Annotated in this window: 23 protein-coding genes; 6 read left to right on the forward strand and 17 right to left on the reverse strand. The window is 61.9% G+C overall.

Annotated elements, in window-relative coordinates; translation table 11 throughout:
- Nucleotides 1–14 precede the first annotated feature (14 nt).
- The 9 genes from ACZ9H4_RS22845 to ACZ9H4_RS22885 all read right to left on the reverse strand — a co-directional run bounded on the left by ACZ9H4_RS22845 (nt 15) and on the right by ACZ9H4_RS22885 (nt 11,843).
- The gene (locus tag ACZ9H4_RS22845) at nt 15–1,175 is read right to left on the reverse strand and encodes an ABC transporter substrate-binding protein (protein WP_408139917.1); all 1,161 of its coding nucleotides are present in this window, start codon (nt 1,173–1,175) and stop codon (nt 15–17) included.
- A 403-nt stretch (nt 1,176–1,578) separates the two neighbouring features.
- Nucleotides 1,579–2,745 (reverse strand): ABC transporter substrate-binding protein, encoded by a 1,167-nt coding sequence (locus ACZ9H4_RS22850; RefSeq protein WP_476121007.1) that lies wholly within the window; start codon nt 2,743–2,745, stop codon nt 1,579–1,581.
- A gap of 534 nt (nt 2,746–3,279) precedes the next feature.
- A complete protein-coding gene (locus ACZ9H4_RS22855; protein ID WP_408139914.1) occupies nt 3,280–4,251 on the reverse strand; it encodes a branched-chain amino acid ABC transporter permease in 972 nt (323 codons plus the stop codon).
- Nucleotides 4,251–5,135: a branched-chain amino acid ABC transporter permease gene (locus ACZ9H4_RS22860; protein ID WP_408323193.1), complete on the reverse strand. Its 885-nt coding sequence runs from the start codon at nt 5,133–5,135 to the stop codon at nt 4,251–4,253. Before ACZ9H4_RS22860 ends, ACZ9H4_RS22855 begins: the two co-directional genes overlap by 1 nt.
- A gap of 201 nt (nt 5,136–5,336) precedes the next feature.
- Entirely contained in the window at nt 5,337–6,551 is a 1,215-nt protein-coding gene (locus ACZ9H4_RS22865) for an ABC transporter substrate-binding protein (protein WP_408139910.1), read from the reverse strand.
- A 61-nt stretch (nt 6,552–6,612) separates the two neighbouring features.
- Entirely contained in the window at nt 6,613–7,371 is a 759-nt protein-coding gene (locus ACZ9H4_RS22870) for an ABC transporter ATP-binding protein (protein ID WP_121316095.1), read from the reverse strand.
- Nucleotides 7,368–8,147, reverse strand: coding sequence for an ABC transporter ATP-binding protein (locus ACZ9H4_RS22875; protein WP_408139907.1), 780 nt, complete (start codon nt 8,145–8,147; stop codon nt 7,368–7,370). The genes ACZ9H4_RS22870 and ACZ9H4_RS22875 overlap by 4 nt, the downstream gene beginning before the upstream one ends.
- A gap of 326 nt (nt 8,148–8,473) precedes the next feature.
- A complete protein-coding gene (locus tag ACZ9H4_RS22880; RefSeq protein WP_408139905.1) occupies nt 8,474–10,189 on the reverse strand; it encodes a GMC family oxidoreductase in 1,716 nt (571 codons plus the stop codon).
- 106 nt (nt 10,190–10,295) lie between these two features.
- Nucleotides 10,296–11,843 (reverse strand): CoA-acylating methylmalonate-semialdehyde dehydrogenase, encoded by a 1,548-nt coding sequence (locus ACZ9H4_RS22885; protein WP_408139903.1) that lies wholly within the window; start codon nt 11,841–11,843, stop codon nt 10,296–10,298.
- A 142-nt stretch (nt 11,844–11,985) separates the two neighbouring features.
- On the opposite strand from ACZ9H4_RS22885, the gene ACZ9H4_RS22890 reads away from it, so the two are divergent.
- Entirely contained in the window at nt 11,986–12,885 is a 900-nt protein-coding gene (locus ACZ9H4_RS22890) for a LysR family transcriptional regulator (RefSeq protein ID WP_408139901.1), read from the forward strand.
- Nucleotides 12,886–13,192: 307 nt separating this feature from the next.
- Nucleotides 13,193–13,729 carry a class IV adenylate cyclase gene (locus ACZ9H4_RS22895; RefSeq protein WP_408152737.1) on the forward strand — a complete coding sequence of 179 codons (537 nt, stop codon included), beginning with the start codon at nt 13,193–13,195 and terminating at the stop codon, nt 13,727–13,729.
- A gap of 55 nt (nt 13,730–13,784) precedes the next feature.
- On the opposite strand, the gene ACZ9H4_RS22900 is transcribed toward ACZ9H4_RS22895, so the two are convergent.
- On the reverse strand, nt 13,785–14,276 hold the full coding sequence (locus ACZ9H4_RS22900) for an Lrp/AsnC family transcriptional regulator (RefSeq protein WP_149670028.1): 492 nt from the start codon (nt 14,274–14,276) through the stop codon (nt 13,785–13,787).
- Nucleotides 14,277–14,424: 148 nt separating this feature from the next.
- On the opposite strand from ACZ9H4_RS22900, the gene phhA reads away from it, so the two are divergent.
- Both phhA and ACZ9H4_RS22910 read left to right on the forward strand, forming a co-directional pair.
- The gene (gene phhA, locus ACZ9H4_RS22905; RefSeq protein WP_408152736.1) at nt 14,425–15,327 is read left to right on the forward strand and encodes a phenylalanine 4-monooxygenase; all 903 of its coding nucleotides are present in this window, start codon (nt 14,425–14,427) and stop codon (nt 15,325–15,327) included.
- A 103-nt stretch (nt 15,328–15,430) separates the two neighbouring features.
- On the forward strand, nt 15,431–15,721 hold the full coding sequence (locus ACZ9H4_RS22910; protein ID WP_476121013.1) for a 4a-hydroxytetrahydrobiopterin dehydratase: 291 nt from the start codon (nt 15,431–15,433) through the stop codon (nt 15,719–15,721).
- Between the two features lie 105 nt (nt 15,722–15,826).
- On the opposite strand, the gene ACZ9H4_RS22915 is transcribed toward ACZ9H4_RS22910, so the two are convergent.
- Nucleotides 15,827–16,051 carry a DUF3717 domain-containing protein gene (locus tag ACZ9H4_RS22915; protein ID WP_121319136.1) on the reverse strand — a complete coding sequence of 75 codons (225 nt, stop codon included), beginning with the start codon at nt 16,049–16,051 and terminating at the stop codon, nt 15,827–15,829.
- Nucleotides 16,052–16,214: 163 nt separating this feature from the next.
- Here ACZ9H4_RS22915 and ACZ9H4_RS22920 point away from each other — a divergent pair, with 163 nt between their 5' ends.
- Together ACZ9H4_RS22920 and ACZ9H4_RS22925 are read left to right on the forward strand one after the other, a co-directional pair.
- Nucleotides 16,215–16,901 (forward strand): response regulator transcription factor, encoded by a 687-nt coding sequence (locus ACZ9H4_RS22920; protein WP_408139893.1) that lies wholly within the window; start codon nt 16,215–16,217, stop codon nt 16,899–16,901.
- A 134-nt stretch (nt 16,902–17,035) separates the two neighbouring features.
- Nucleotides 17,036–18,541, forward strand: a complete 1,506-nt coding sequence (locus tag ACZ9H4_RS22925; RefSeq protein ID WP_408139891.1) for a sensor histidine kinase — start codon at nt 17,036–17,038, stop codon at nt 18,539–18,541.
- Between the two features lie 83 nt (nt 18,542–18,624).
- Here ACZ9H4_RS22925 and ACZ9H4_RS22930 read toward each other — a convergent pair whose 3' ends face one another.
- The 6 genes from ACZ9H4_RS22930 to ACZ9H4_RS22955 form a co-directional block, all read right to left on the reverse strand.
- Nucleotides 18,625–19,155 (reverse strand): SET domain-containing protein, encoded by a 531-nt coding sequence (locus ACZ9H4_RS22930; protein WP_408139889.1) that lies wholly within the window; start codon nt 19,153–19,155, stop codon nt 18,625–18,627.
- Nucleotides 19,156–19,376: 221 nt separating this feature from the next.
- Nucleotides 19,377–20,489, reverse strand: coding sequence for an NADH:flavin oxidoreductase/NADH oxidase (locus tag ACZ9H4_RS22935; protein ID WP_476121016.1), 1,113 nt, complete (start codon nt 20,487–20,489; stop codon nt 19,377–19,379).
- Nucleotides 20,490–20,561: 72 nt separating this feature from the next.
- Nucleotides 20,562–21,275, reverse strand: coding sequence for a glutamine amidotransferase (locus tag ACZ9H4_RS22940; RefSeq protein WP_408139886.1), 714 nt, complete (start codon nt 21,273–21,275; stop codon nt 20,562–20,564).
- A gap of 126 nt (nt 21,276–21,401) precedes the next feature.
- Nucleotides 21,402–22,040 (reverse strand): MarR family winged helix-turn-helix transcriptional regulator, encoded by a 639-nt coding sequence (locus ACZ9H4_RS22945; RefSeq protein WP_408139884.1) that lies wholly within the window; start codon nt 22,038–22,040, stop codon nt 21,402–21,404.
- 534 nt (nt 22,041–22,574) lie between these two features.
- On the reverse strand, nt 22,575–23,690 hold the full coding sequence (locus ACZ9H4_RS22950; protein WP_408139883.1) for a YbdK family carboxylate-amine ligase: 1,116 nt from the start codon (nt 23,688–23,690) through the stop codon (nt 22,575–22,577).
- Between the two features lie 104 nt (nt 23,691–23,794).
- Nucleotides 23,795–25,009, reverse strand: a complete 1,215-nt coding sequence (locus ACZ9H4_RS22955; protein ID WP_408139882.1) for a cation:proton antiporter — start codon at nt 25,007–25,009, stop codon at nt 23,795–23,797.
- Between the last annotated feature and the right edge of the window lie 598 nt (nt 25,010–25,607).

Here is a 25,607-nt window from a genome sequence, read left to right on the forward strand (position 1 = left end):
ACCGCTTTTTATTGTTAGTCGTTCTGCAGCTTCCACTTGCCGTCGACGATCTGCACGATCACGCGTGCACGCTTGTCGAGGCCGTTGTGGTCGGTCGTCGTGGTGTTCATGATGCCGTGCGACACCGGCAATTCCTTGATGTTTTCGAGCGCGCCGCGCAGCGCCACGCGGAATGCCTCCGTGCCCGGCTGAGCTGTCTTCAGCGCGACCGGAATCGCTGCCTGCAGCATCTGGCCGGCATCCCATGCGTGACCGCCGAAGGTCGCCACCGAGCCCACGCCATACGCTTTCTCGTACGCCGTCTTATACGCTTGCGACGACTTCTTCACCGGGTTCGAATCCGGCAACTGGTCCGTCACGAGGATCGGGCCAGCCGGCAGGAATTCGCCCTCGCAATCCTTGCCGCACACGCGCAGGAAGTCGTTGTTCGCGACGCCGTGCGTCTGGTAGACCTTGCCCTTGTAGCCGCGCTCCTTGAGCGTTTTGGCCGGCAGTGCCGACGGCGTACCCGCGCCGGCGATCAACACGGCGTCGGGATTCGCGCCCATCGTCTTGAGCACCTGACCGGTCACCGATGCGTCGGTGCGGTTAAAGCGCTCGTTGGAAACGATCTTCAGGTTGTGCGCGGCGGCCGCAGCGGTGAAGACGTTGTTCCACCCGTCGCCATACGCGTCCGCGAAACCGATGAAGCCCACCGTCTTCACGCCGTGATGCTCCATGTAGTCGGCGATCGCGTCGGCCATCAGGCTGTCGTTCTGCGGCGGTTTGAAGGCCCATGCGCGCTTCGCGTCCATCGGCGAGATGATCGCCGCCGATGCCGCCAGCGAGATCACCGGCGTCTTGCCTTCGGCGGCGGCGTCGAGCATCGCGAGTGAATTCGGCGTGACGGTCGAACCGATGATCGCGTCGACGTGGTCCTCGTCGATCAGCTTGCGCGTGTTCTGCACCGCCTTGCCGGTATCCGAGCCGTCGTCGAGCACGATGTACTGCACCGTCTTCCCGCCGATCTCTTTCGGCAACAACGCGATCGTGTTCTTCTCAGGAATCCCGAGCGATGCGGCCGGCCCCGTCGTCGACAACGTCACGCCGATCTTCACCTGGGCAAACGCCGCACCCGCACCGCACATCAACGCCATCGCGATGCCGGTGCGTACCCATTGCCTTGTCTTGTTCATTGCGAGTCTCCAAACGCTTTGAAGTGCGTATCTGTAATCCGGCTTGACGACCGGGTGTCTGAATCTAGTTATAGGGTTCAGGTGTGCCAAGCATGGTTTTCCCTGCTCGGCGCGAATACCTTCACCGTTTTGTTGGGTGCCGCTCCCCTCTCTCACCACTACGGCAAACCGCCGCGATTCCCTGCGACCGTCGCCTCACTTCTCTACTTCGAATTCAATTCAACAAAACACTAACATGTTAGTAGTATTGCGTTCTGCATCATTCACGGTCAATAGACCGCTAGGCAAATGCGGGTTTGTCCTGAAGCGACGGAACCACACTTTTCACGTGACACGGGCAATAAAAAAGACGCGTCAACTGCTCGCGTCTTTTCAGTGAGGTTCCTTATCGCTGCGCCTTCGCTCAGTCGCCGGCCAGCTTCCACTTGCCGCCGACGATCTCCACCATCACGCGCGCCCGCTGGTCGAGGCCAGCGTGGTCGTTCGCGCTCATGTTGAAGATGCCGTGCGACGCGGGCAGGTCTTTGGTGTTCTCCAGTGCTGCACGCAGCGCCTCGCGGAACGCTGGCGTGCCCGGTTGGCCCTTCTTCAGCGCGAGCGGAATCGCGTGTTGCAGCAGCAAGCCCGCATCCCATGCGTGACCGCCGAAGGTCGACACCGAGCCGGCGCCATACGCGGCTTCGTACGCATGCTTGTAGGCAAGCGCGGTCTTCTTCACCGGATTCGAATCGGGCAGTTGATCGGCGACCAGCAGCGGACCAGCCGGCAGCAAGGTGCCTTCGCAGTCCTTGCCGCACACGCGCAGGAAGTCGTTATTCGCGACGCCGTGCGTCTGGTAGACCTTGCCCTTGTAGCCACGCTCCTTGAGCGTTTTCTGCGGCAGCGCGGCCGGCGTGCCTGCCCCTGCGATCAGCACCGCGTCCGGGTTCTGCGACATCATCTTCAGCACTTGGCCTGTGACCGACGCATCATTACGCGCGAAGCGCTCGTTCGCGACGACCTTAATCTTCGCGAGATCAGCGGCCTTGCCGAACTCCTTGAACCAGCTCTCGCCGTACGCGTCCGAAAAGCCGATGAATGCGACCGTCTTCACGCCGTGATTCGCCATATGCTGGGCGATCGCGGTGGCCATCAGAATGTCGTTTTGCGGCGTCTTGAAGACCCATGCGCGCTTCGCGTCCATCGGCTCGACGATGCTCGCCGCAGCGGCCATCGAGATCATCGGCGTGCCGCTTTCGCTGGCGACGTCGATCATTGCGAGCGAGTTCGGCACGACGGTCGAGCCAATCAACGCGTCCACGTGATCTTCGCTGGTGAGCTTGCGTGCGTTTTTGACCGCCTGAGTGGAATCGGTCGCATCGTCGAGTACGATGTAGTCGATTTTCTGACCCGCCACCTCTTTGGGCAGCAACGCAACGGTGTTTTTTTCCGGAATGCCGAGCGATGCGGCCGGCCCCGTTGCCGACACGGTGACGCCGATTTTCACGTCCGCGAATGCATGACCGCTCCATGCTGCGGATACCCCGGTGGCGACCAATGCCGCGCTAATCCAACGCAATGCCGACTTCATCCCGCTCCTCTATCAACACCGTTATTCATTTGAATTTAAATCCACGGATTTAAATACCGACCCAGCGGTCGGTGAATAGCGAGTTTAGCGGACGAAAGCCCCACGCGGCAAGCGTTTTGCAGGGCTAGACAGTGCGACGTCGCGAGCGCTTCGGTGAATAAAAAAAAGCCACCGAATTAGCGAAAGAATGGAATGGCGCTTTAGCAAAAGCACAAATAAAAAGCGCTGTTGGATATCAATCCAACAGCGCTTTCGTCTGGGCACTGAGTGCCTCATTGTCTCCTCGTTCTCCACCTGCAAATTTCGTGGTGCATCAGAACTGCATGAAGATTAAACGACCACCCCCTCTGCTACAACTAGCAATTACCCTAGTGGTGCAGTGCCGCACCGAATTGGGGCGCGTTGGCACGGCCTTGCCGGCGCGCCAACAAGCGCAGTCCGGCTGCGCGCTTCACACGCTTCGTGCATCGAGGACCACCCAATTAGATCGGATACCGAATCAATTTCGCATCTCGCCACGCGGCTCACCGCGCATCAGGCCCGCAACGGACGCACCCGCGCAACGATCTCACCGACGATGCCGCGCCGGAACGCCAGCACACACGCGATGAAAATCACACCGGTCACGATCGTCACCGACTCGCCCAGCGAACGGAACCAGTCGATGCCGGTCGTCGTCGCGAGCGCCCCGCCGATGTCGCCGAGCCGGTCTTCCAGCGCGACAATCAACGCGGCGCCGAGCAAAGGCCCGAACAGCGTGCCCATACCGCCGACGAGCGTCATCAGGATCACCAGGCCGGACATGGTCCAGTAAGCGTCGCCGAGCGTCTCGAAGCCTTGCACCAGCACTTTGAGCGACCCCGCGAGACCGGCGAGCCCCGCCGACAGAATGAACGCGAGCAGCTTGAAGCGATCCGTATCGTAGCCGAGCGACACGGCCCGTGGCTCGTTTTCCTTGATCGCCACCAGCACCTGGCCGAACGGCGAATGCACGATCCGCACGATTAGCAGGAACGCGAGCACCATCACGATCAGAATGACAAAGTACAGCGCGACATCCGAGGACAGATCCAGCAGACCGAACAGCTTCCCGCGCGGCACGCCTTGCAAGCCGTCTTCTCCATGCGTGAACGGCGCTTGCAGGAACACGAAGTAGACCATCTGCGCGAGCGCCAGCGTCACCATCGCGAAGTAGATGCCTTGACGGCGAATCGCGAAGAATCCGACGATCAAGCCGAGCAAGGTCGCCACCGCGGTGCCGGCAATTACGCCCAATTCGGGTGAAAAGCCGAGCGTCTGCATCGCATAACCCGTGACGTAACCGGCCGACGCCAGAAACATCGCGTGTCCGAACGACAGCAAGCCCGTATAGCCGATCAGCAGATTGAACGCCGCCGCAAACAGCGCGAAGCACAGCACCTTCATCACGAAGAGCGGATAGATGCCGAGCACAGGCACCGCAATGAGCCCGATCAGCAGCAGACCGTAGAGCACTTTTCTCTGCATCATTTTTCCTTGCCGAAGAGGCCCGCCGGGCGCACCAGCAACACGAGCGCCATGATCACGAAGACGACGGTGGCCGACGCTTCCGGATAGAACACGCGCGTGAGCCCCTCGATCACGCCGAGCATGAGACCGGTGAGTATCGAGCCCATGATCGAACCCATCCCGCCGATCACGACCACGGCGAACACGGTGATGATCATCGGCTGGCCCATCAGCGGCGACACCTGAATGACCGGCGCGGCCAGCACGCCGGCGAACGCCGCCAGCGCGACGCCGAAGCCGTAGGTCAGCGTGATCATCAGCGGGACGTTGACGCCGAATGCCTCCACCAGTTTCGGATTCTCAGTGCCTGCGCGCAAATAGGCGCCAAGGCGCGTCTTCTCGATCACGAACCAAGTCGCGAAGCAGACCACCAGCGACGCGACGACCACCCACGCGCGATAGTTTGGCAGGAACATGAAGCCGAGATTGGTCGCGCCCGAGAGCGCCGACGGTACGTCGTACGGCTGGCCGGACGAACCATAGATCGAACGGAATACGCCTTCGACGACCAGCGTGAGCCCGAACGTCAGCAGCAAGCCATACAGATGATCGAGCTTGTACAGCCAGCGCAGCATCGAGCGCTCGATCGCCATGCCGAACAGCCCCACGAGCAGCGGCGCCAGCACCAGCATCACCCAGTACGGCAAACCGAAATACGACAGCCCCATCCACGCGAGCATCGCGCCGAGCATGAACAACGCGCCGTGCGCGAAGTTGATCACGTTGAGCAAGCCGAAGATGATCGCCAGCCCGAGACTCAGAATCGCGTAGAACGAGCCGTTCACGAGCCCCAGCAGAAGCTGGCTCAGCATCGCCGGTAGCGGAACGCCAAAGATGTCCATTGAAGCCCTTAACCCCTGAAGCCATCGCCAAGGTGAGATCGCTCACGCACGATCCGGCCTGCGCGCGACAGGCGGCAACAGCGCCCATCGTGCGCGGCATGTGAAACGGTTTGCCTTCTGCCTGCCGCCCGCGCCGCGCACCTGCCAACGCGCGCGGCCAACCTTCGACAGGCAGACGGCCTCAAGACCCTCGATTCACGCTTACTTCCACGCCGCGCAGCGCGTTTCCGCCTTGGTCGTGAACGCCTGCTCGCCGGGGATCGTCGCGACGATCTTGTAGTAGTCCCACGGCTCTTTGGATTCGGCCGGCGTCTTTACCTGCATCAGGTACATGTCGTGGATCATGCTGCCGTCCTGACGCACGTAGCCCTTCGCGTAGAAGTCGTCGATCCTGGTCTTCTTCAGCTGCGCCATCACCTTATCGGAGTCGGTCGAGCCGACTGCCTGCACGGCCTTCAGGTAGTTCATCGTCGCCGAGTAGTCGGCGGCCTGCAGGCTCGACGGCATCTTCTTCATCTTGTCGAAATAGCGCTGTGCCCACTTGCGCGTATTGGCGTCCTTATTCCAGTACCAGCTGTCCGTCAGCACCAGACCTTGCGTAGTCTCCAGCCCGAGGCTGTGGATATCGTTGATGAACACCAGCAGCGCGGCAATCTTCATCGTCTTGTTGATGCCGAATTCCTTGGCCGCCTTGATCGAATTGACCGTGTCGCCACCGGCATTGGCGAGGCCGAGGATCTGCGCCTTCGACGCCTGCGCTTGCAGCAGGAACGACGAGAAGTCCGACGCGGACAGCGGATGACGCACCGCGCCCAGCACCTGGCCGCCGTTCGCTTTCACCACGTCGGACGTGTTCTTTTCGAGCGCCTTGCCGAACGCGTAGTCAGCCGTCAGGAAGTACCACGTCTTGCCGCCCTGCTTCGTCACCGCCGAACCCGTGCCCTTGGCGAGCGCGGTCGTGTCGTACGCATAGTGGATCGTGTATGGCGTGCACTGCTCGTTGGTCAGCGTATCGGCGCCCGCGCCGATGCTGATGTAGACCTTGTGCTTCTCGCCCGCCACCGTGTTCATCGACAGACCCGTTGCCGAGTTCGTGCCGCCGATCAGCATGTCCACGCCATCCCGGTCGAACCACTCGCGGGCCCGCGACGCGGCGATGTCCGCCTTGTTCTGGTGATCCGCGTAGACCAGCGTGATCGGCTTGCCGTTGACCTTGCCGCCGAAGTCGGCGATCGCCATGCGGATCGCTTCGAGGCCGCCCTGTCCGTCGATGTCCGCATACAGCCCCGACAGATCGGTGATGAAGCCGATCTTCACCGCATCGTCAGCCGCTTGCGCGCTGCCCATCGTGAGAGCGGCGCCGGCCGCGACCGCGAAACAAACTGAGGCAAGCCGCGCGAGTGGGTTCTTTTTCATTCGTGTCTCCTGGGTTCTTCGCTTGTGGTTATCAGAGGCAATCGGGCGCGTGGCTATAGGTTCATACGCCCAGTAAATCGTGCAGGACCGGCATCTTGCCTTCGAGTTCGTTCGCCTCGAAGTGCTCGACGATCGAACCGTGCTCCATCACGTAGAAGCGATCGGCAAGCGGCGCGGCAAAGCGGAAATTCTGTTCGACCATCACGACCGTATACCCGCGCGCCTTGAGCGTGACGATCATCCGGGCGAGCGCCTGCACGATCACAGGCGCAAGTCCTTCCGAGATTTCGTCGAGCAGCAGCAGGCTCGCGCCGGTACGCAGAATCCGCGCGACCGCCAGCATCTGCTGTTCGCCGCCCGAGAGGCGCGTGCCCTGGCTCATGCGGCGTTCCTGCAGATTCGGAAACATCGAATAGATTTCTTCGAGCGACATCATGTGCGCCTTGTCGCCGACCGGCGGCGGCAGCAGCAGATTTTCCTCACACGAGAGGCTCGAAAAAATGCCGCGCTCTTCCGGGCAATAACCGATGCCGCAATGCGCGATGCGATGCGTGGGCAAGTTGATCGTTTCGCGTCCGCCGATGCGGATCGAACCGGTGCGCCGCCCGGTCAGTCCCATGATCGCGCGCAGCGTGGTGGTGCGGCCCGCGCCGTTGCGGCCGAGCAGCGTGACCACTTCGCCGCGGTGCACCGTCAGGTCGACGCCATGCAGGATGTGGGACTCCCCGTACCACGCCTGCAATCCCGCGATCTCCAGCGCGGGCGCGGCATCGCCCGTGCCGCTCACTTCGAGGCCTTCGCGCTCGACAATCGTATTCATGCGTGGGCTCCGGCGAGCGCCGCGTCGGCGCTGCCCATATAGGCTTGCATCACGAGCGGATTCTTCGACACTTCGGCGTAGCTGCCTTCAGCGAGCACCTCGCCCCGTTGCAGCACGGTGATCGTGTCGGAGATGCCGGCGATCACGTTCATGTTGTGCTCGACCATCAGGATCGTGCGGCCGCTCGATACTTTTTTGATCAACGCCGTGACGCGGTCCACGTCTTCATGCCCCATGCCTTGAGTCGGTTCGTCGAGCAGCATCAGTTCAGGTTCCATCGAGAGCGTGGTGGCGATTTCCAGCGCGCGCTTGCGGCCATATGACAGTTCAACGGTCGGCACATCGGCGAAATCGGTCAAGCCAACCTGGGTGAGCAGATCCATTGCGCGGTCGTCGAGCTGGCGCAGCGTGCGCTCGCTCTTCCAGAAGTGGAACGACGTGCCGAGCGAGCGCTGCAAACCGATGCGCACGTTCTGCAATGCTGTCAGATGCGGAAATACTGCGGAAATCTGGAACGAACGGATGATGCCGCGCCGCGCGATTTGCGCCGGACGTTCATTCGTGATGTCGACGCCGTTGAACACGATCTGACCCGCAGTCGGTTCGAGAAATTTGGTGAGCAGGTTGAAGCAGGTGGTCTTGCCTGCCCCATTAGGGCCGATCAGCGCATGGATCGAGCCACGGCGCACGCGCAGGTTCACCCCGTTCACGGCGATGAAGCCTTTGAACTCGCGAGTCAGGCCGCGCGTTTCGAGAATCGTATCGCCGAGAATCATGTTCCCTTCCATACGGAGTAAGGCGAAGCATTACGATCTTCCGCGCAAAGCTCTGCGCGACTTGTTATGACGGCGGCACCCCTTGCCGCTCGTTGGCGTGCTGCACCAATCCGGACGGTAATCCATGGCGCGGCACGCAGCATGGCTGCCATTGTCGCGCCAATGATGCAGCGCATTCATTGGGATTTGCACTTAGTGAAGCGTGTCCGTCGTGTGCGTGGCCAGCGGCGCGGCCTCGCGCGTGGGAACGGTCGTGAGTCGCCGGTTCGGCAAACATGACCGATGTCTCACGTCGTAGACGGCGCTGACGCCCCGTCGCCGTTTTGTCACACGGTGAACATCGAAGGCGCCGCGCTAGTTTGCTGCCCAACGCTGCCGTTCACGCGCGCGCGGCGATCTTCACGGATCATGTCGCTCGCACGTTCGGCGATCATCAGTGTGGGCGAGTTGGTGTTGCCCGACGTGATGTTCGGCATCACCGACGCGTCGACCACGCGCAGTCCGTCAACGCCGATCACGCGCAGCCGGTTGTCGACCACCGCGGCCGGATCATCGCTCGTGCCCATGCGGCAGGTCCCGACCGGATGGAAGATGGTCGTGCCGACCGCGCCGGCCGCCTGCTGCAGTTCCTCCTCGGTCTGGTACTGGATGCCCGGCAGGATCTCCTGCGGCCGATAACGCGCGAGCGCCGGCGCCGACGCGATACGGCGCGTGAGACGCAACGCGTTGGCCGCGACGTGGCGATCGTAATCGGTGGACAGATAGTTCGGTGCAATCAACGGCGGCGCCGATGCATCAGCCGATTCGATGTGGATGCTGCCGCGCGAAGTCGGCCGCAACTGACACACCGACGCCGTGAAAGCATTGAAGCGATGCAGCGGTTCGCCAAAGCGATCGAGCGAAAGCGGCTGCACGTGATACTCGAGATCGGGCCGCGTGAGGGAACGGTCGGCGGGATCGGATTTGGCGAACGCACCGAGCTGCGACGGCGACATCGACATCGGCCCGCTTTGCAGCAGCGCATATTGCACGCCGATCATCAGCTTGCCCCACCAATGCGCGGACGCCGTGTTGAGCGTGCGCACGCCGTCGACTTGATAGGCCATGCGCAGTTGCAAATGATCCTGCAGATTTTCGCCGACGCCACGCAGATCCTTGACCACCTCGATGCCCAGATTCTGCAAACGCGCCCCGTTGCCGATGCCGGAGAGTTCGAGCAGTTGCGGCGAGTTCACCGCGCCCGAGCTGAGGATGACTTCGCAGCGTGCCTTCGCGAGATAGTCGGTGTTGTCGCCGCGATATTCGACGCCGCAGCAACGGCGTCCTTCGAACACGACGCGCTGGGTATGCGCACCGGTGATAATCGTCAGATTCGGACGCTTGAGTGCGGGGCGAAGAAACGCTTTCGACGCGTTCCAGCGAATGCCGCGTTTCTGATTGACGTCGAAGTAGCCGACGCCAGTGTTGTCGCCGCGATTGAAGTCATCCGTGGCAGGAATGCCGCTCTGCTGCGCGGCCTTCGAGAACTCTTCGAGAATCTTCCATTTCAGGCGTTGTTTTTCGACGCGCCACGGTCCGCCCGCGCCGTGCGATTCGCTGGCGCCGCCATGATGGTCTTCGCTACGTTTGAAGACCGGCAGCACCGCGTTCCACGACCACGATGCATCATTGGTCACGCGGGCCCACTCGTCGTAGTCTTCGCGCTGGCCGCGCATGTAGATCATGCCGTTGATCGACGAACTGCCGCCTAGCACGCGTCCACGTGGATACGACAGCGCGCGTCCGTTCAGACCGGCTTCCGGCTGCGTTTTATAAAGCCAGTCGGTGCGCGGATTGCCGATGCAGTACAAGTAGCCGACCGGCACGTGAATCCAGTGGTAATCGTCTTTGCCGCCGGCTTCCAGCAACAGGACGTTCACGTCCGGATCTTCGGTCAGCCGATTGGCGAGCACGCAACCGGCCGTTCCCGCGCCGACAATGATGTAATCGAATTCGCCTTCCAGCCGCCGGGCGGCCGCATGCGTGCTGTCGGTGTGACTCATCGCTTCAGTCTCCTAAGCTTTTTTCCGCGCGCCGCATTGTACGCATGCGACCGCGGTGTCAGGCTCTTTTTGTGTTTTCTGTGCGTGCGAACGCAATCGGTCCAAGCTATTTGGCGACCGGCATCGTAAACTCGGCGCCCTTCGCGATACTGTCGGGCCAGCGCTGCATGATGCTCTTATAGCGCGTATAAAAACGCACGCCTTCTTCGCCGTACGCATGATGGTCGCCGAACAGCGACTTCTTCCATCCGCCGAACGAATGCCATGCCATCGGCACCGGAATCGGTACGTTGATCCCCACCATGCCGATCTCGATCTGGCGCGAGAATGCCCGCGCCACACCGCCATCGGAAGTAAACAACGACACGCCGTTGGCGAACTGGTTGGCGTTGATGAGTTCGACCGCGGAAGCGAAATCCGGCACGCGTACCACGCACAGCACGGGCCCGAAAATCTCTTCGCGATAAATCTTCATGTCGGTCGACACGTCGTCGAACAATGTGCCGCCGAGGAAGAAGCCCTTCTCGTGGCCCGCAACCTGATGACCGCGCCCGTCGACCACCAGCTTCGCACCCGCCTCGATACCCGCATCGATATAGCCGACCACCTTCTCGCGATGCGTCGCCGTCACCAACGGCCCCATCTCGGCTGCGGACTCCATGCCGTTGAGGATCTTCAGGCTCTTCACACGCGGCGTCAGCCGCTCGATCAGTTCATCGGCGATATGCCCCACCGCGACCGCGACCGAAATCGCCATGCAGCGCTCCCCTGCCGAACCATACGCCGCGCCGATCAGCGCATCGACCGCCTGATCGAGATCGGCGTCCGGCATCACGACGAGGTGATTCTTCGCTCCACCCAAGGCCTGCACACGCTTGCCGTGTTTCGTGCCTTCCGTGTAGATGTATTCGGCGATCGGTGTCGAGCCGACGAACGACAACGCGCTCACTTCCGGATGCACGAGCAGCGCGTCGACCGCGACCTTGTCGCCATGCACGACGTTGAACACACCATCGGGCAAGCCCGCTTCCTTCAGCAATTCGGCGAGCCGGTTCGACGCCGACGGGTCGCGCTCCGACGGCTTCAGCACGAACGTATTGCCGCAGGCGATCGCAACGGGGAACATCCAGCACGGCACCATCATCGGGAAGTTGAACGGCGTGATGCCCGCGACCACGCCGAGCGGCTGGCGCAGATTCCAGTTGTCGATGCCGCCGCCGATCTGATCGGTAAAGTCGGTCTTCAACAGATTCGGAATGCCGCACGCGAACTCGACAATCTCGATGCCACGCATGACTTCGCCCTTCGCATCCGAAAACACCTTGCCGTGCTCGCGCGTGATCAGTTCCGCCAGTTCGTCGTGATGGCGGTCGAGCAACTCCTTGAACTTGAACAGCACGCGCGCCCGTTTGATCGGCGCGGTTTCGCTCCACGCGGGAAAGGCGGCTCGGGCTGCAGCGACCGCGGCGTCCACTTCCGCGACGCTCGCAAGCGGCACGCGCGCGCTCACGCTGCCGAGCGCAGGATTGAAGACGTCGCCGAAACGGCCGCTCGTGCCGTCGATCGGCTTGCCGTTGATGAAATGGGTCAGCGCGCGGGCGCCGCCGGCGGTGCTTGCGCTGTGGGTAGTCTCGCCCTGAAGTGTCTCGCTCATGTCTTTCCTCTACCTGTGAAGTCTTCCGCCTGCCGCGCGAGGCGCGTCAAAGGCGTGCTGAACGCCAAGCGTACGGCGCTTCGAGGCGACAAATCCAATGAGTAATGCTCAACTGCGCTATAAGCCGCGCTAATATCAGCCTATGGATCTCACTCTGCTTCGGGCCTTCATCACCGTGGCGCGGGAGGGCAACCTCACGCGTGCCGCGGTGCAGCTTCACCTGACCCAACCCGCCGTCAGCCTGCAGATCAAGCATTTGCAGGAGACGCTCGGCGTGACGCTGTTCACGCGGACTTCGCACGGCCTCTCGCTCACGCGCGACGGTCAGGCGCTGCTGCCCCACGCCGAACGCGCGCTCGGCGCGGCGGCCGATGTGCAGCGGGCTGCGCAGTCGCTGCGTCACGAGGTCCGGGGCCGCTTGCGGATCGGCACGATACTCGACCCGGCGTTCCTGCGCCTCGGCGGCTTTCTGAAGCAGCTGGTGGAGACCTGGCCGCATATCGAAACGGCCTTGCGGCATGGGATGTCGGGCTGGGTGCTGGAGCAGATTCGCGCCGGCGAACTGGATGTCGGCTACTACATCGGCCTGCCGTCCGACGACGAACCGCGCGACGGCCCCGCGTTCCATGCGCTCACGCTCACCCACTTCCAGTATCGCGTGCTGGCACCGGCGGGCTGGAAAGACCGCGTCAAGGGCGCGCGCGACTGGCGCTCGCTCGCCGCGCTGCCGTGGATCTGGACGCCGCCCGCGTCCGCGCACAATCGCCTGCTGTCGCGCTGCTTCGGCGAGGCCGGCGTGAAGCCGGTCAAGGTGGCGGAGGTGGATCAGGAGCCGTCGATGCTCGATCTCGTGAAGTCAGGCGTCGGGCTCACGCTCGCACGCGACGCCACCGCGATCGCCGAAGCACATGCGCACGCACTGACCATCATCGACGGGATTACGGTGCCGACCCAGCTCAGCTTTGTCACGCTCGCGGAACGCAAGGACGAGCCGGCGATTGCCGCGGCGTTGAAGTTGATCGAGCAGCAATGGGCGACGTGAGTGCTGGCGTGCGCGTACCTCGCGTGCGGCAATGCGATATGAGTTGCGCTAATGCCAGACTGACGCGGGACGCTCCGTGTGTGCGTCCACGAGAGATCGTGGTCATGACCTCTGGCGCCCGGCACTCGCTCAACGACTTCTCCCCTCCCGAAACGACACCGTCACGCAGTTTTTGTTAGATTGGCGGTTCGCGCTCACAAGCCGGCTCCGCATCGTTTTCTGTTCCGCATGACTTTGTCCTTCCCGGCAGCTTCCCCCGGCAACACCGGAAGCCGCCGACCACTCCATCCTTCGACAGGAGCCTGACATGGCACGCAACATTGAAATCAAAGCCCGCGCCCAGCATTTCGAGCAACTGCGCGAGCGCGCGGCGCAGCTCGCGACGGATGCGCCGCTGATCTTCCGCCAGCAGGACTTTTTCTACGACGTGCCGCGCGGCCGTCTGAAACTGCGCCAGTTCGACGACGGCACGCCGGCCGAACTGATTTTCTATCAGCGCGACGATCGCGACGGCCCGAAAGCGTCGTATTACACGCGCAGCCCTGTGACCAATCCCGAAGCGATGCACGCGCTGCTCGCCACCGCGCTGACAACGCGCGGCATCGTCACCAAGGAGCGGCACGTGTATCTGACCGGGCGGACGCGGATTCATCTGGACCGCGTCGACGGTCTGGGCGACTTCGTCGAACTGGAGGTGCTGCTCGCCCAGGACGACGACGAAGAAGCCGGCCATGCCGAAGCCCACGCGATGTTCGAGCGCCTGGGCGTCGCGGATTCGGATCTGGTGGCGGTGGCGTACGTCGATTTGCTGAACCCGGAGGGCGAGTCGAAGCAGGCCGCGTAAATTTCAAGCAGCTGGGGCTGCGTCGAACCCCACCTGGCTCTGCGCGCCGCCCACCTCAGCCGGCGGCCGCGCCCGGCGATAGATGGCCGAGCGGCAGCGGCCCGTTGCGCTTGAACGTGGTCAGCACGATATTCGAGCGCACGCTGTCCACGCCCGGCACACGCATCAATTTCTTCATCACGAAGGTCGAGAGATAATTCAGATCGGGCGCGACGATGCGCAACAGGTAATCGGCGTCCCCCACCACCGCATGACATTCGAGCACTTCGGGCAACACGTCGATCTGTTGCTGGAATTGTTCGATGATCGAGTCGCCGTGGTGTTTCAACTTCAAACTCGTAAAAGCGGTGACGCCGAGCCCGAGTTTCTCCGGCCGCAACACGACGCGATAACCGTCCACCACGCCCACCTGTTCCAGCCGTTGCAAGCGCCGTCCGATCTGCGACGGTGACAGCGGCACCTGCTCGGCCAACTGCTGATGCGTGGCCCGGCCGAAGCGCTGCAACACGTCGAGAAGCGCGAGATCGAAGTGATCGAGTTCCAACATGTCAATTATCCGCATCTAATCGTCATTTAATGCACGATTATTGCATATCTATGGCTTATCACGCCAACATTGCGCCCTTCCCGCGCGCTTGCCGCTCTACACTCGCATCATCGATTTCACCGTCATCGCCGCCGGGCGTAGCATTTCCATGTCAACAGCAACAAGCACCGCCAACACCGCCAGGCTGAAAGAGCAATTCGACGCCGGACTTGAAACCCGCGCCGATTTCACCATCGATCAACCGACCGAACGATACGGCGCGGTAGACCACGCGGTATGGAAACAGCTCTACGCGCGCCAGATCGCGCTACTGGAAGGCCGGGTCTGCGACGCGTTCCTCGCGGGCGTCGAACGCATCGGCATGCCGGCCGACCGCGTGCCTTCCTTCGGCGAAATCAACGCAAAGCTGACACCGGCCACGGGCTGGCAAATCGTCGCCGTGCCCGGCCTCGTGCCGGATCAGGTGTTCTTCGAGCACCTGGCGAATCGCCGTTTTCCCGTGACGTGGTGGATGCGTCGTCCCGACCAGCTCGATTATCTGCAGGAACCGGACTGTTTCCACGATCTGTTCGGCCACGTGCCGCTGCTGATCAACCCCGTATTCGCCGACTATATGCACGCGTACGGCCGCGCCGCACTCGCGGCCAACGACGCGGGCGCGCTGCCCCTGCTTGCGCGACTTTATTGGTACACAGTGGAGTTCGGGCTGATCCGCGACGCGGCAAGTCCGAACGGTGTGAAGATCTACGGCGCGGGCATCGTGTCGAGCAAGGGCGAGACGCTTTACAGCCAGCAGAGCGCGGCGCCGAACCGGTTGCGCTTCGATCTGGAGCGCGTGATGCGCACGCGCTATCGCATCGACACGTTTCAGAAAACCTACTTCGTGATCGATGACTTCGAGCAACTGTTCAGCGTCGCGCAAACCGATTTCGCTGCGCTGCTCACGCGGCTTGCCACCGAACCGGCCTTGCTGGCCGGCGACGTCCTCGAGAACGACCGCATCATCACGCGCGGTTCGCAGGAAGGCTGGCATGCCGACGGCGATGTTTGACGCCGCCAGTGCGGTTGCATCGGCAGCGGACTTACCGCATCCATGAAAAAATAGTGAAGGCGCTCGCCCGCCGGTGCGCGCGTTCCAATCGACGAGGTAATGCATGATTCAGAAACTGACTCCCGAAGCGCGCGCTGCGCAGCTGGCCCGACTGCACGGCTGGCAAACCGTCGCGGAGCGCGACGCGATCCAGCGCAAGTTCGAGTTCGCCGATTTCAACGAAGCGTTCGGCTTCATGACGCGCGTGGCGATCAAGGCGCAGGAAATGGATCACCACCCGGAGTGGTTCAACGTGTACAACAAGGTGGATGTCACGCTGTCCACGCATGAAGCCGATGGCGTCACCGCGCGCGACATCGAATTGGCTTCGTTCATCGACAGTATTACCGCGTAATACAAAAAATCTACGGCGTTTCGCGCGTGTTTATCTGCCGTGCGTTGAACAATCCCGCGAAAATGAAAGGACAATGCAGGCAACCCCGCGTTCAATCCTTCAGTTCTACAGGCTATTATTAAGGCGCACGTAAGTTTCCCAGGCTTGCCTCGCAATCCCGTCCAAACGATCCGGTGATAGCGTCTGTTGACGCTGTACAATCAGCAGCGCATACGGCTTGGAGAGCGCGCTTGCCTCCTTGCACAGAACGAGTTCGTCGCCGCTCGAAGGTGAGCGGGCGCGCCAGAAGTTGATCGCGGCTTCCAGTTCGTGAATGGATATATCGGACATGACTTCGTGATCGCTCAGAGGCGCTTGAGGGCGGCTCGATGGCTGCTTCGTGGCCCGTTTTCCCGCCTATCCGGCATGGCCACGCCGCACGCTGCCTGTGCAGCAGGCGCCCCGGCGAACCGCTTGCCCAGACGCCTAAACCCATTGTACTTGAGCGAATTCCATGCGACTCCTTCTGATCGAAGATGACCGCCCCATCGCACGCGGCATCCAAAGCAGTCTCGAACAAGCCGGCTTCACCGTCGATATGGTGCACGACGGCATTTTCGCCGAACAGGCCCTCACGCAAAACCGCCACGAGCTGGTGATCCTCGATCTGGGTCTGCCCGGCATTGACGGCATGACGCTGCTCGCGCGCTTTCGCCAGAGCAATCGCCACACGCCGGTGATCATTCTCACCGCGCGCGACGAATTGCACGACCGCGTGCAAGGCCTGAATTCCGGCGCCGACGACTACATGCTGAAGCCGTTCGAACCCGCCGAACTCGAAGCGCGCATCCGCGCGGTGATGCGCCGCAGCGGCCCGCACGGCGACATGCCGCGCCCGGAAGTGTCGTTGGGCGGTGTGCGCCTGTCGGGCGTCGATCGCCGCATCTTCAACGACGACAAGCCGCTCGAACTGTCACCGCGTGAATTCGCGGTGCTCGAAATGCTGCTGCTGCGTCATGGCCGCGTGGTCAGCAAGGCGCAACTGCAAGACCATCTGACGCATTTCGGCGGTGATCTCGGCGACACCGCGATCGAAGTCTATGTGCACCGGGTGCGCAAGAAGCTTGAGAACTGCCGTGTCGAAATCGTCACCGTGCGCGGTTTTGGTTACCTGTTGCAGGAAATCCGCCAGGCCGCATAATCGTCATGAAGGCCGCAAGTTCGACTGCGGCCTGACGGCGCCGGGCCGGCGCCGCGCACTCCGTGCGCAGTTCGCCGGCATCCGGCGAATTTCACGGCGCACAGCGCCGTTGCCACTTTCCCACGCGTTCGATCATGCCCCAGCCGGCCGCCAATAGTCTGCGCCGCACGCTGCTGCGGCGCCTCGCTGCACCTCTTTCGCTGCTCGCGCTGATGAGCGGCCTGATCGCTTACTGGCTGGCTTGGCAGTACACGCAGCATGTCGTCGACCGCTCGCTCGCCGACCTCGCCACCGCGATCTCCAAACAGATCCAGATTGCCGGCCCGGATGCACCCATTACGGTGCCGCCGCTCGCTCAGGCGATGTTCTCCGACCCGGTCGAACAACTCGTCTACCGGATCAGTAACGGCGAGACTGAAATCGCCGGCGATCACAACCTGCCCCTGCAAGGCACCAGCGTGCGCCGCATGCATTACGCGTACGTATTCGAAACACAGCACGAAGGCGTGACGGTGCGCGTCGCGCAGGTGCGCGTCGATCAGCCGACCGGCAATCCAATCGTCGTCGAAGTGGGTCAGCCGGTGCATCACCGGTTTCGCATCGCCGCCGAGTTTCTCGTCGCGATCATGATGCCGCTGCTGTTGCTGCTGCTGGCGGGCTGGGTGATCGTGTGGCGCGTGGTCAACCAACAGCTCAATCCGCTGACCGATCTCGCGGACTCGCTGAACCGGCAGACTCACACGTCGCTCGAACCGGTCGACGAAACCTATGTGCCGGTCGAAATCCGGCCGCTGACCGGCGCGCTGAACGCGCTGCTCGGCCGTCTGAAAACCGCGCTCGACAGCCAGCGCAAGTTCATCGCCGATGCCGCGCATCAGTTGCGCACGCCGCTTACCGCCGTGAAACTGCATGCGGAACAGGCGGCGGTCGCGCGTGATCCGCAGCAGACACTCGCCGCCGTGCGCGAGCTGCGCGCCGCGGCCGACCGCGCGGTGCGGCTGTCGAACCAGTTGCTTTCGCTGGCGCGCGCGGAGCCGGGCGAACAGGCGGCCCGCTTCGTCAATGTGGATATGGCCGCGCTCGCGTTCGATACCGGCGCGGAGTGGGTGCCGCGCGCGCTGACGTTCCACGTCGACCTCGGCTTCCAGCGCCTCGATGACCCGGACAATGATCATCCGTTGATCGCGCGCGGCAATCCGGTGCTGCTGCACGAAGTGATCGCCAATCTGCTGGATAACGCACTCAAGTACGTGCCGCCGTCGCGCTTCGATGGCGGCCGCATCACGGTGACGGTGTCGCAAACGATGATCGACGATCTGCGCATGGCGGAGATCGTGGTCGAAGACAATGGGCCGGGCGTGCCGCGTACACAGCAGGCCGATCTGTTCAAACGGTTCTTCCGCGGCGACGGTCAGAGCGACGCCGGTGTCGATAGCGGGGCGGGGCTCGGTCTCGCGATCGTCCACGACATCATGGTGCTGCATCGCGGCAGCGTGCATTACGAGGACGCGCCGGAAGGCGGCGCACGTTTTATCGTGCGGATTCCGCTCGTGCCGATCGTCGTTCAGAGCGACCCCACCGACGCCGCGCCACGGCGCCAGGCAAAAAAATCGGCGCACTCGGCGCCGATCGACGTGTAACGATGTTGATGCTCAACGGGCTGCTCTAGCGGACTGCTTTGAATTCTCAGCGATCCGAGCGAGCAGCCCAGGCAGCCCCTGCGTCACTTCTTCTTCGCTTTTTTCTCCGACGCCCTCACCTCTGCCTTCTTCGCCGATTTCCCGGCTTTGCCCGCGCCCTTCTCTTTTTCCGGGGGCGCCAGCATCGTGCCGCGGCACTTGCGCGCGCCGCAACGGCATTCGTATTCCTTCTTGAGCTTCTTGGTCTGACGCGCGTCGATCACGAGGCCGTAGTCGTAAAAGACCTCCTCGCCTTCCGCGATATCGCGCAACGCGTGCACGTAAACGTGACCGTCGATTTCCTCGGCTTCGCAGTTCGGCGCGCAGGAGTGATTGATCCAGCGCGCGCTGTTGCCGTTCACCTTGCCGTCGATCACCTTGCCGCTGTCGAGCGCGAAATAGAACGTGTGATTCGGTTCGGCCGGATTATGTGGATGACGGCGCAATGCTTCTTTCCAGGAGATCCGCTCGCCCTTGTATTCGATCAACCGCTCGCCGGCCGCAATCGGTTCGACGGCAAACACGCCTTTGCCGTGCACACCCGAACGGCGCACGGCGATCCTGCGTGAACTCATTGAATGAATCCTTGTGAAGAACTGAGGGTGAAGTCCGGCAGCCGCTTGAATTGCCCGCGTCTGACGCGCTGCGTTTTTCTGACGCGGATAGCAAACGCGGCGCCTTGCGAGCGCCGCGTCGACTTGCGACGCGCAATGCGCCACATCCGGCATCCTACACGCTCAAGACGGCTTCGTTCAACCGTCAAAGAAACGCGTTCGTGCAAACTGCGCTGACAGCTTCACCGTTGTCCGAAGGAAATATCGCCGAACAGCGCTTTCTGCTCGCGCGGTTGTGAACGCCAGTATTGCGGCGGCGCTTCGACCGTCGCACCGAGTTGCGCCGCGGCGTGCCACGGCCAGCGCGGGTTGTACAACAATGCGCGAGCCAGCGCGATGAGATCGGCGTCGCCGGCTTCGATCAGTTGCTCGGCGTGCAGCGGATCGGTGATCAAACCGACGCCGATGGTGGTCAGCCCGGTGGCCTGCTTGACCGCCTTCGCGAACGGAATCTGATAGCCCGGTTCGAGCGGAATCTTCTGCAACGGCGACACGCCACCGGAGGACACGTCGATCCAGTCGCAACCACGCTTTTTCAACTCGTGCGCGAAAGCAACCGTGTCCGCGAGCGTCCAGCCGGCTTCGACCCAATCGGTCGCCGAAACACGCACGCCGACCGGTTTGTCCGCGGGAAATGCGGCGCGCACGATATCGAAGATTTCGAGCGGAAAGCGCATGCGGTTTTCGAGCGAACCGCCGTAATCGTCGTCGCGCTGATTGGCGATTGGCGAGAGGAATTGATGCAACAGATAACCGTGCGCCGCGTGCACTTCCAATGCGTCGATGCCAAGACGCGCGGCACGTCGCGCGGAGGCCGCGAACGCTTCGCGAATCCGGTTCAGCCCGGCTGTATCGAGCGCGAGCGGCGGTTCTTCGCTCGCCTTGTGCGGCAACGCGGAAGGCGCGTGCGACAGCCACCCGCCTTGCGCCACCGGAATCAGCTGGCCGCCTTCCCATGGCACATGGCTCGACGCCTTGCGCCCGGCGTGCGACAACTGCATCGTCACCTTGATATGCGAATGCTTGCGGATCGCGGCCAGCACGGGCGCGAGCGCGGCTTCGGTGGCGTCGTCCCACAAGCCGAGATCGCCCGGCGTGATGCGGCCGTCCGGTTCGACGGAGGTGGCCTCGATGAACAGCATGCCGGCGCCCGACAACGCAAGACTGCCGAGATGCAGCATATGCCATGCGCTCGCCTCGCCACGTTCGGCGGAATACTGGCACATCGGGGACACGACGATACGATTGGGAAGCGTCACGCTACGCAGCGTGAGCGGAGAAAAAAGCGCGCTCATGGATTACGCCCAGTGAAAGCCCGAGAGCGATCGAGCATAGCACTGTGAGCGGTTTACTGCATATTTCGTCGGTCAGGCTTTGGCTTCCACCTGATCGAGCCATTCGCTGAACATCCGGCACGTGGCGGCTTCGAGTGCGGGACCGAATTGCGCGGTGTCGGCGCGCAAGCGGCGCGCGTCGATGCCATGACCGGCAAGCTCGCCCGCGTTGCCGATCAGCCAGGGCTCGAAGCGGTCGGCGCGAATCTCCGGATGACACTGCAAAGCCAGCACGTGGTCGCCCCAGGCGAACGCCTGGTTTTCGCAGGCGGGCGTCGATGCGAGACGCGTTGCTTTGTCGGGCAGATCGAAGGTGTCGCCGTGCCAATGCAGCATTGACGTATGCGCGCCATCCAGATGACGCAGCGGCGATGCGCGGCCGGCTTCGGTCAGCGTGAGCGGCGTCCAGCCGAGTTCGGTATGCCCTGCGGGATAGACACGGGCTCCGAGCGCACGCGCGATCAGTTGAGCGCCCAGGCAGATGCCGAGTGTCGGCAATCCGGCCGTGATGCGTTTTTCGATCAGCGACAGCAAAGGGACAAGCGTTGGATAAAGCGCGTCGTCGGTGGCGCTGATCGGGCCGCCGAGCACCACCATCAGTGACGCGGCAACCGGGTTCGGCGCCTCGATACGGGCGAAGCCCACGTCGAGATAACGGACCGGGCGCCCGCGCTCGCCGAGCACTCGCTCAAGACTGCCCAGATCCTCGAAGTGCACATGACGAATGGCCAGTACTTCGCGATTCATCGGCCTGCCCCACCTTCAGGTTGACTAAAGACTTACCGCTACGCGGCGCCAGACGGCTGACCGGCGGTGAATACCGCCCGCCGAAGCCGGCTTGGCAGTGTAGCGGATTGTCCTGGACGAACGCGCTTACTGCGCGAAGATCTTCCAGGTCTTCTTCTGGGTGGCGACGTCGGCGGTCTCATGCACCGAGCAATCGAGACGCAGATCCGTATCGGACATCTTCATGTCGAGCAGCGCGCAGTGATGCGGCGTCTTCTTCGGATTCTTGCTCGGCTCGAAGTGCGTGCAGCTCAGGCACATGCGGTGCGGCGGAATCGTGCCGTGCGCTTCGAGCTGATAGATCGTCTTGAGCAGCGTGCGATAGAAAACGGCCTGCTCCTCGTCACGCAACGTGCCGACCGCCTTGCCCAGAAAGTCCGGCCATTGCGCGGCGCGCTTCGCAGCCGTGCGGCCACGCGCCGTCAGGCGAACTGCTAGTGCGCGGCCGTCGTCGAGCGCGCGGCGCTTTTCGACCAGGCCTTTGGTTTCAAGCGTACTGACCGCGTCGCTGGTGGTGGCGGCGGTCAGGGCCGTTTCACGGGCGATTTCGCCAAGGCGCATCGGGCCTTTGCGTTGCATCAACAAGACCAGAATTTCGCCCTGAGTCGGCGTAAGACCCGCGCCTTCGGCCCATTCCCAAGCCTGGCTTCGCATCGCCGTGCTCAATCGCAATAGGCTATGGGTCACTCGCCCGGTTGCCTGTTCTCCGTATACGCCTTCGCTCATAATCTTCGATTCGTTTATTTACAGCTTTAGTACGCGGCCGGTGAACTGCTTGCCGGCTTCGCCCGTAGCTTGTGTGGGGTAGCTTCGTCCAAGCCTGGACGAAACCGTTTCTCTACTATCTCAAAAATTTACCGCCTAGCAATCCCGAGGCAGTGAAACAACATTCTATGCGAGAGCAGCGAATCGTACAGCTAACTTATCCAATGCTGTCTGTGGATAACCCTGGGAAAACACGTGGACAGCGTGTGCATCAATTCCTGAAGCGCATTCGGGCGGGCTGGACGGTGCCAAAATCGCCCTAGTTCAACGAAGCCGATGCGCGCCCGGCCGGTCTGGTTATGCTTTTCGCAGCACGTTGACTTTGCAGGGAATTATTCAGTTGTCCACAGGCATCATACGATGCACGCGCACAGCTACTACGTTGGTATACGTAAACTTTGGAAAAACCTGAAGGCCGCGAGCTCAAATAAATTTTGAAAAAACCCGCGCGAAGCGGGTTTTTTCGATGGCAGACCTGCGCAGCGCAGTCCGGAGCTAGGCTCGCCATTGCAAACACTGCTGCCGAACCGCTTCGTGCAGGGACTTTTCCTGCGCAAACACACCGCGCAACCAGGTCGCATCGTTCACCTGCCCGCGCGCGATTGCGCCGATCTCGGCAAGTGCATTGCCCGAACCGAGCGCCTGCGCATGCGGTGCGATAAGGTCGAGCGTTTCGAGGATGTCCTCTGAAATCGTCTTGCGTTCGCCCGTTTGCGGATTGATGCAGGTGCCCGCCAGACCGAAACGGCATGCTTCGAAACGGTTGAATGTGTAGACGAGATAGTCGTCTTCCTTCGGCGCGATCGGCTTGTCGAGCAACAGATGGCGGGCAAGCGTCTGGATGTAGCACGCAATCGCCGCGGCACGGTCGACCGAAAACGGCGTATCCATCACGCGTACTTCGATCGTGCCGAAGCCCGGCTTCGGCCGGATGTCCCAGTAAAAATCCTTCATGCTGTTGACCACGCCGGTGTGGACCATCTTCGAGAAATATTCCTCGAAGCTGTCCCACGTCAGCACGAACGGCGCGCGGCCCGACAACGGGAACGCGAACACGGAATTCAGGCGTGCCGAATGAAATCCGGTATCGACGCCTTGCACGAACGGCGACGATGCGGACAACGCGATGAAATGCGGGATGAATCGCGACATCGAATGCAGCAGATACAGCGCGCTGTTCGGATCTGGGCAGCCGATGTGCACGTGCTGGCCGAACACCGTGAATTGCTTCGCGAGGTAGCCGTACAGTTCGGAGAGGTACTGGAAGCGCGGTGTATCGACGATCTGCCGTTCGCTCCATTGCTGGAATGCGTGCGTACCGCCGCCACACAAGCCGACGTTCAGATGATCCGCCGCGGACACCAGCGTGTCGCGAATCTTGCGCAAATCGGTGACGGCCTGCTCGTGCGTCGTGCAGATGCCGGTCGACAACTCGATCATGCTCTCGGTGATTTCCGGCGTGATGTTGCCGGGGATCTTTTCGTCCTTGATGAGACGCAGCAGATCCGTGCCGGCTTTGGTCAGATCATAGTCATGCGTATTGACGATCTGCATCTCGAGTTCGACACCGAACGTAAACGGTTTCGAATCGATGAAGGGTTCGAGTGACATGGCGTCCCCTGAGTCAGGTCGGCCGGGTAGCTGTCATTTGCCCGGCCGTTTTGAATCGAATGAGTTGAATGAAACGGCGCCAACCGCGAGCGAGCGGCGCGCGCTTACCGCGTTGACTCTTCGCGCCGTTCAGCCACCAGCGCGAGGCTGCGATAGACGAGCCACGGCCCGAGAATCTGCAGCACGAAAATCGAACACATCACGATTGCCCGCAATTGCGGATCGAAATTCGGATAAAGATTGTAGGTATCGTCGACCAGCAGATAAGCGAGCGCCGACATCGGCGATAACGACAGACCGAGCGCCGCCCCCTGCTTCCAGTTCAGGCCGCTGGGTTTGGCGAATGCCATGACGCCGATCAGTTTCGCGATCAGACGCGCAACGATCAGACCCAGCGCCGCGACACCGCCGAGCGCGATGTGCCGCCATTCGAACGAAGTCAGCGTGAGCACGAACAGAATCACGGTCAACAGCCAGCCGGCGGTGCCGAAATGCTGCGGCCACAATTGCGGGCGCGCCTCATGATTTTTCACGATGATGCCGGCGGCCAGCAGCGCAAGAATCGTCGACAGCTTGAACAGATGCGAGACGGCGATCGCCAGCAACACCAGGCCGAACAGCGCGACGAACGAATGCTCGTCCTGCATGTTGAGCCGGCGATAGAAAAACGTGCAGGTGCGCGCGAGCAGATACGCGAGCACGAGCGAGCCGATCAGCAGGTAAAGCGGCTGCAGGATGGTCGCGAAAACATTGCCGTAAACCTCCTGATGCAGCCAGCTCGACACGAGCTTTTCGATCACGACCGCATACATGCTGTTCAGCGCGGTCAAGGTCAGCAGACGCTGGGTCACCTGGCCTTCCGCGCGCAATTCCGTTTTGAGCTGGATCACCATCGCGGGCGACGTCGCCATGGCAATCGCGGCGAGCACCATCGCCACCATCAGCGGCACGTTCAGGAACAGCAACACCGGCAGCACGAAGGCGAAAGTGAGCGTGGCTTCGGCGAGGCTCGACAGGATCAGCCACGGATTGCGGCGGATCCAGCGCAGATCGAGCCGGCTTCCGAGTTCGAACAGCAACAACCCAAGCGCGACGTCGAGCAACGGACGCGCGGCCATTGCGGAATCCGCATCGATCACGCCGAAGCCGGCCGCACCGGCAATCAGGCCGATGACCGCATAGCCGGAAATGCGCGGTAAACGCCAGGCGCGATAGCAAAGCTCACCGCACAGACCCGCGGCAAGCAAGGCGAGACCAGCCCAAAAAATGGCGTCGGGTGAAAGCGGCCAGGCTGGAAAAAATGAAAACGCCGAATTCATCGTGATGGGTTCTCCTTTGCAGCAACGGCGGACGACACGAACCGGCGCAAACACCGGCGAACCGGTGAGCGCGTGAGGCGCTCACCGTCGCAATCGCTTCGCATGGCCAGCGTTGCGAGTTTTCATTGATCGGATGATCTGAATCTGAATGCGCTGCAGCCGCGAAAGAGGCAGGCACATTCAAGGATGAGGCTGTAGCAAACGGAACGGCGAAAGAGCGCCGTCGACTTTGAATCAGATTCTGATTGAGCGGCACCGTTCCGTTGCCGCGCGTGCCGCCAGAGACGAGGCACGACGCGAAAAGAACGGCGATTGTGCCATAGCTTTTTCAGCCTTGACCGAAAACACACGAACCTGCTGGCAAAACGGTAAAAACGTACGTTATCTCCGTGAGTCCGGGGAAAAGCGACTTTTTTACCGCAGCAGAATGCCGAGTTAACCGCCAGATTGGACTTCTCGTATGTGCTTTTGAGGACACTGCCGCAGAACTTTTCGCGTGGGTTCGAAGGGGATTGCTACACCGATGACCGCGTCTCCAGCTTCGGCTTTGCTGTTTACAGGTTTACTGTATGTATACGTAGTAACAGTTAACAAGGTG

The sequence above is a fragment of the Paraburkholderia sp. TE9906 genome, from assembly GCF_056279605.1.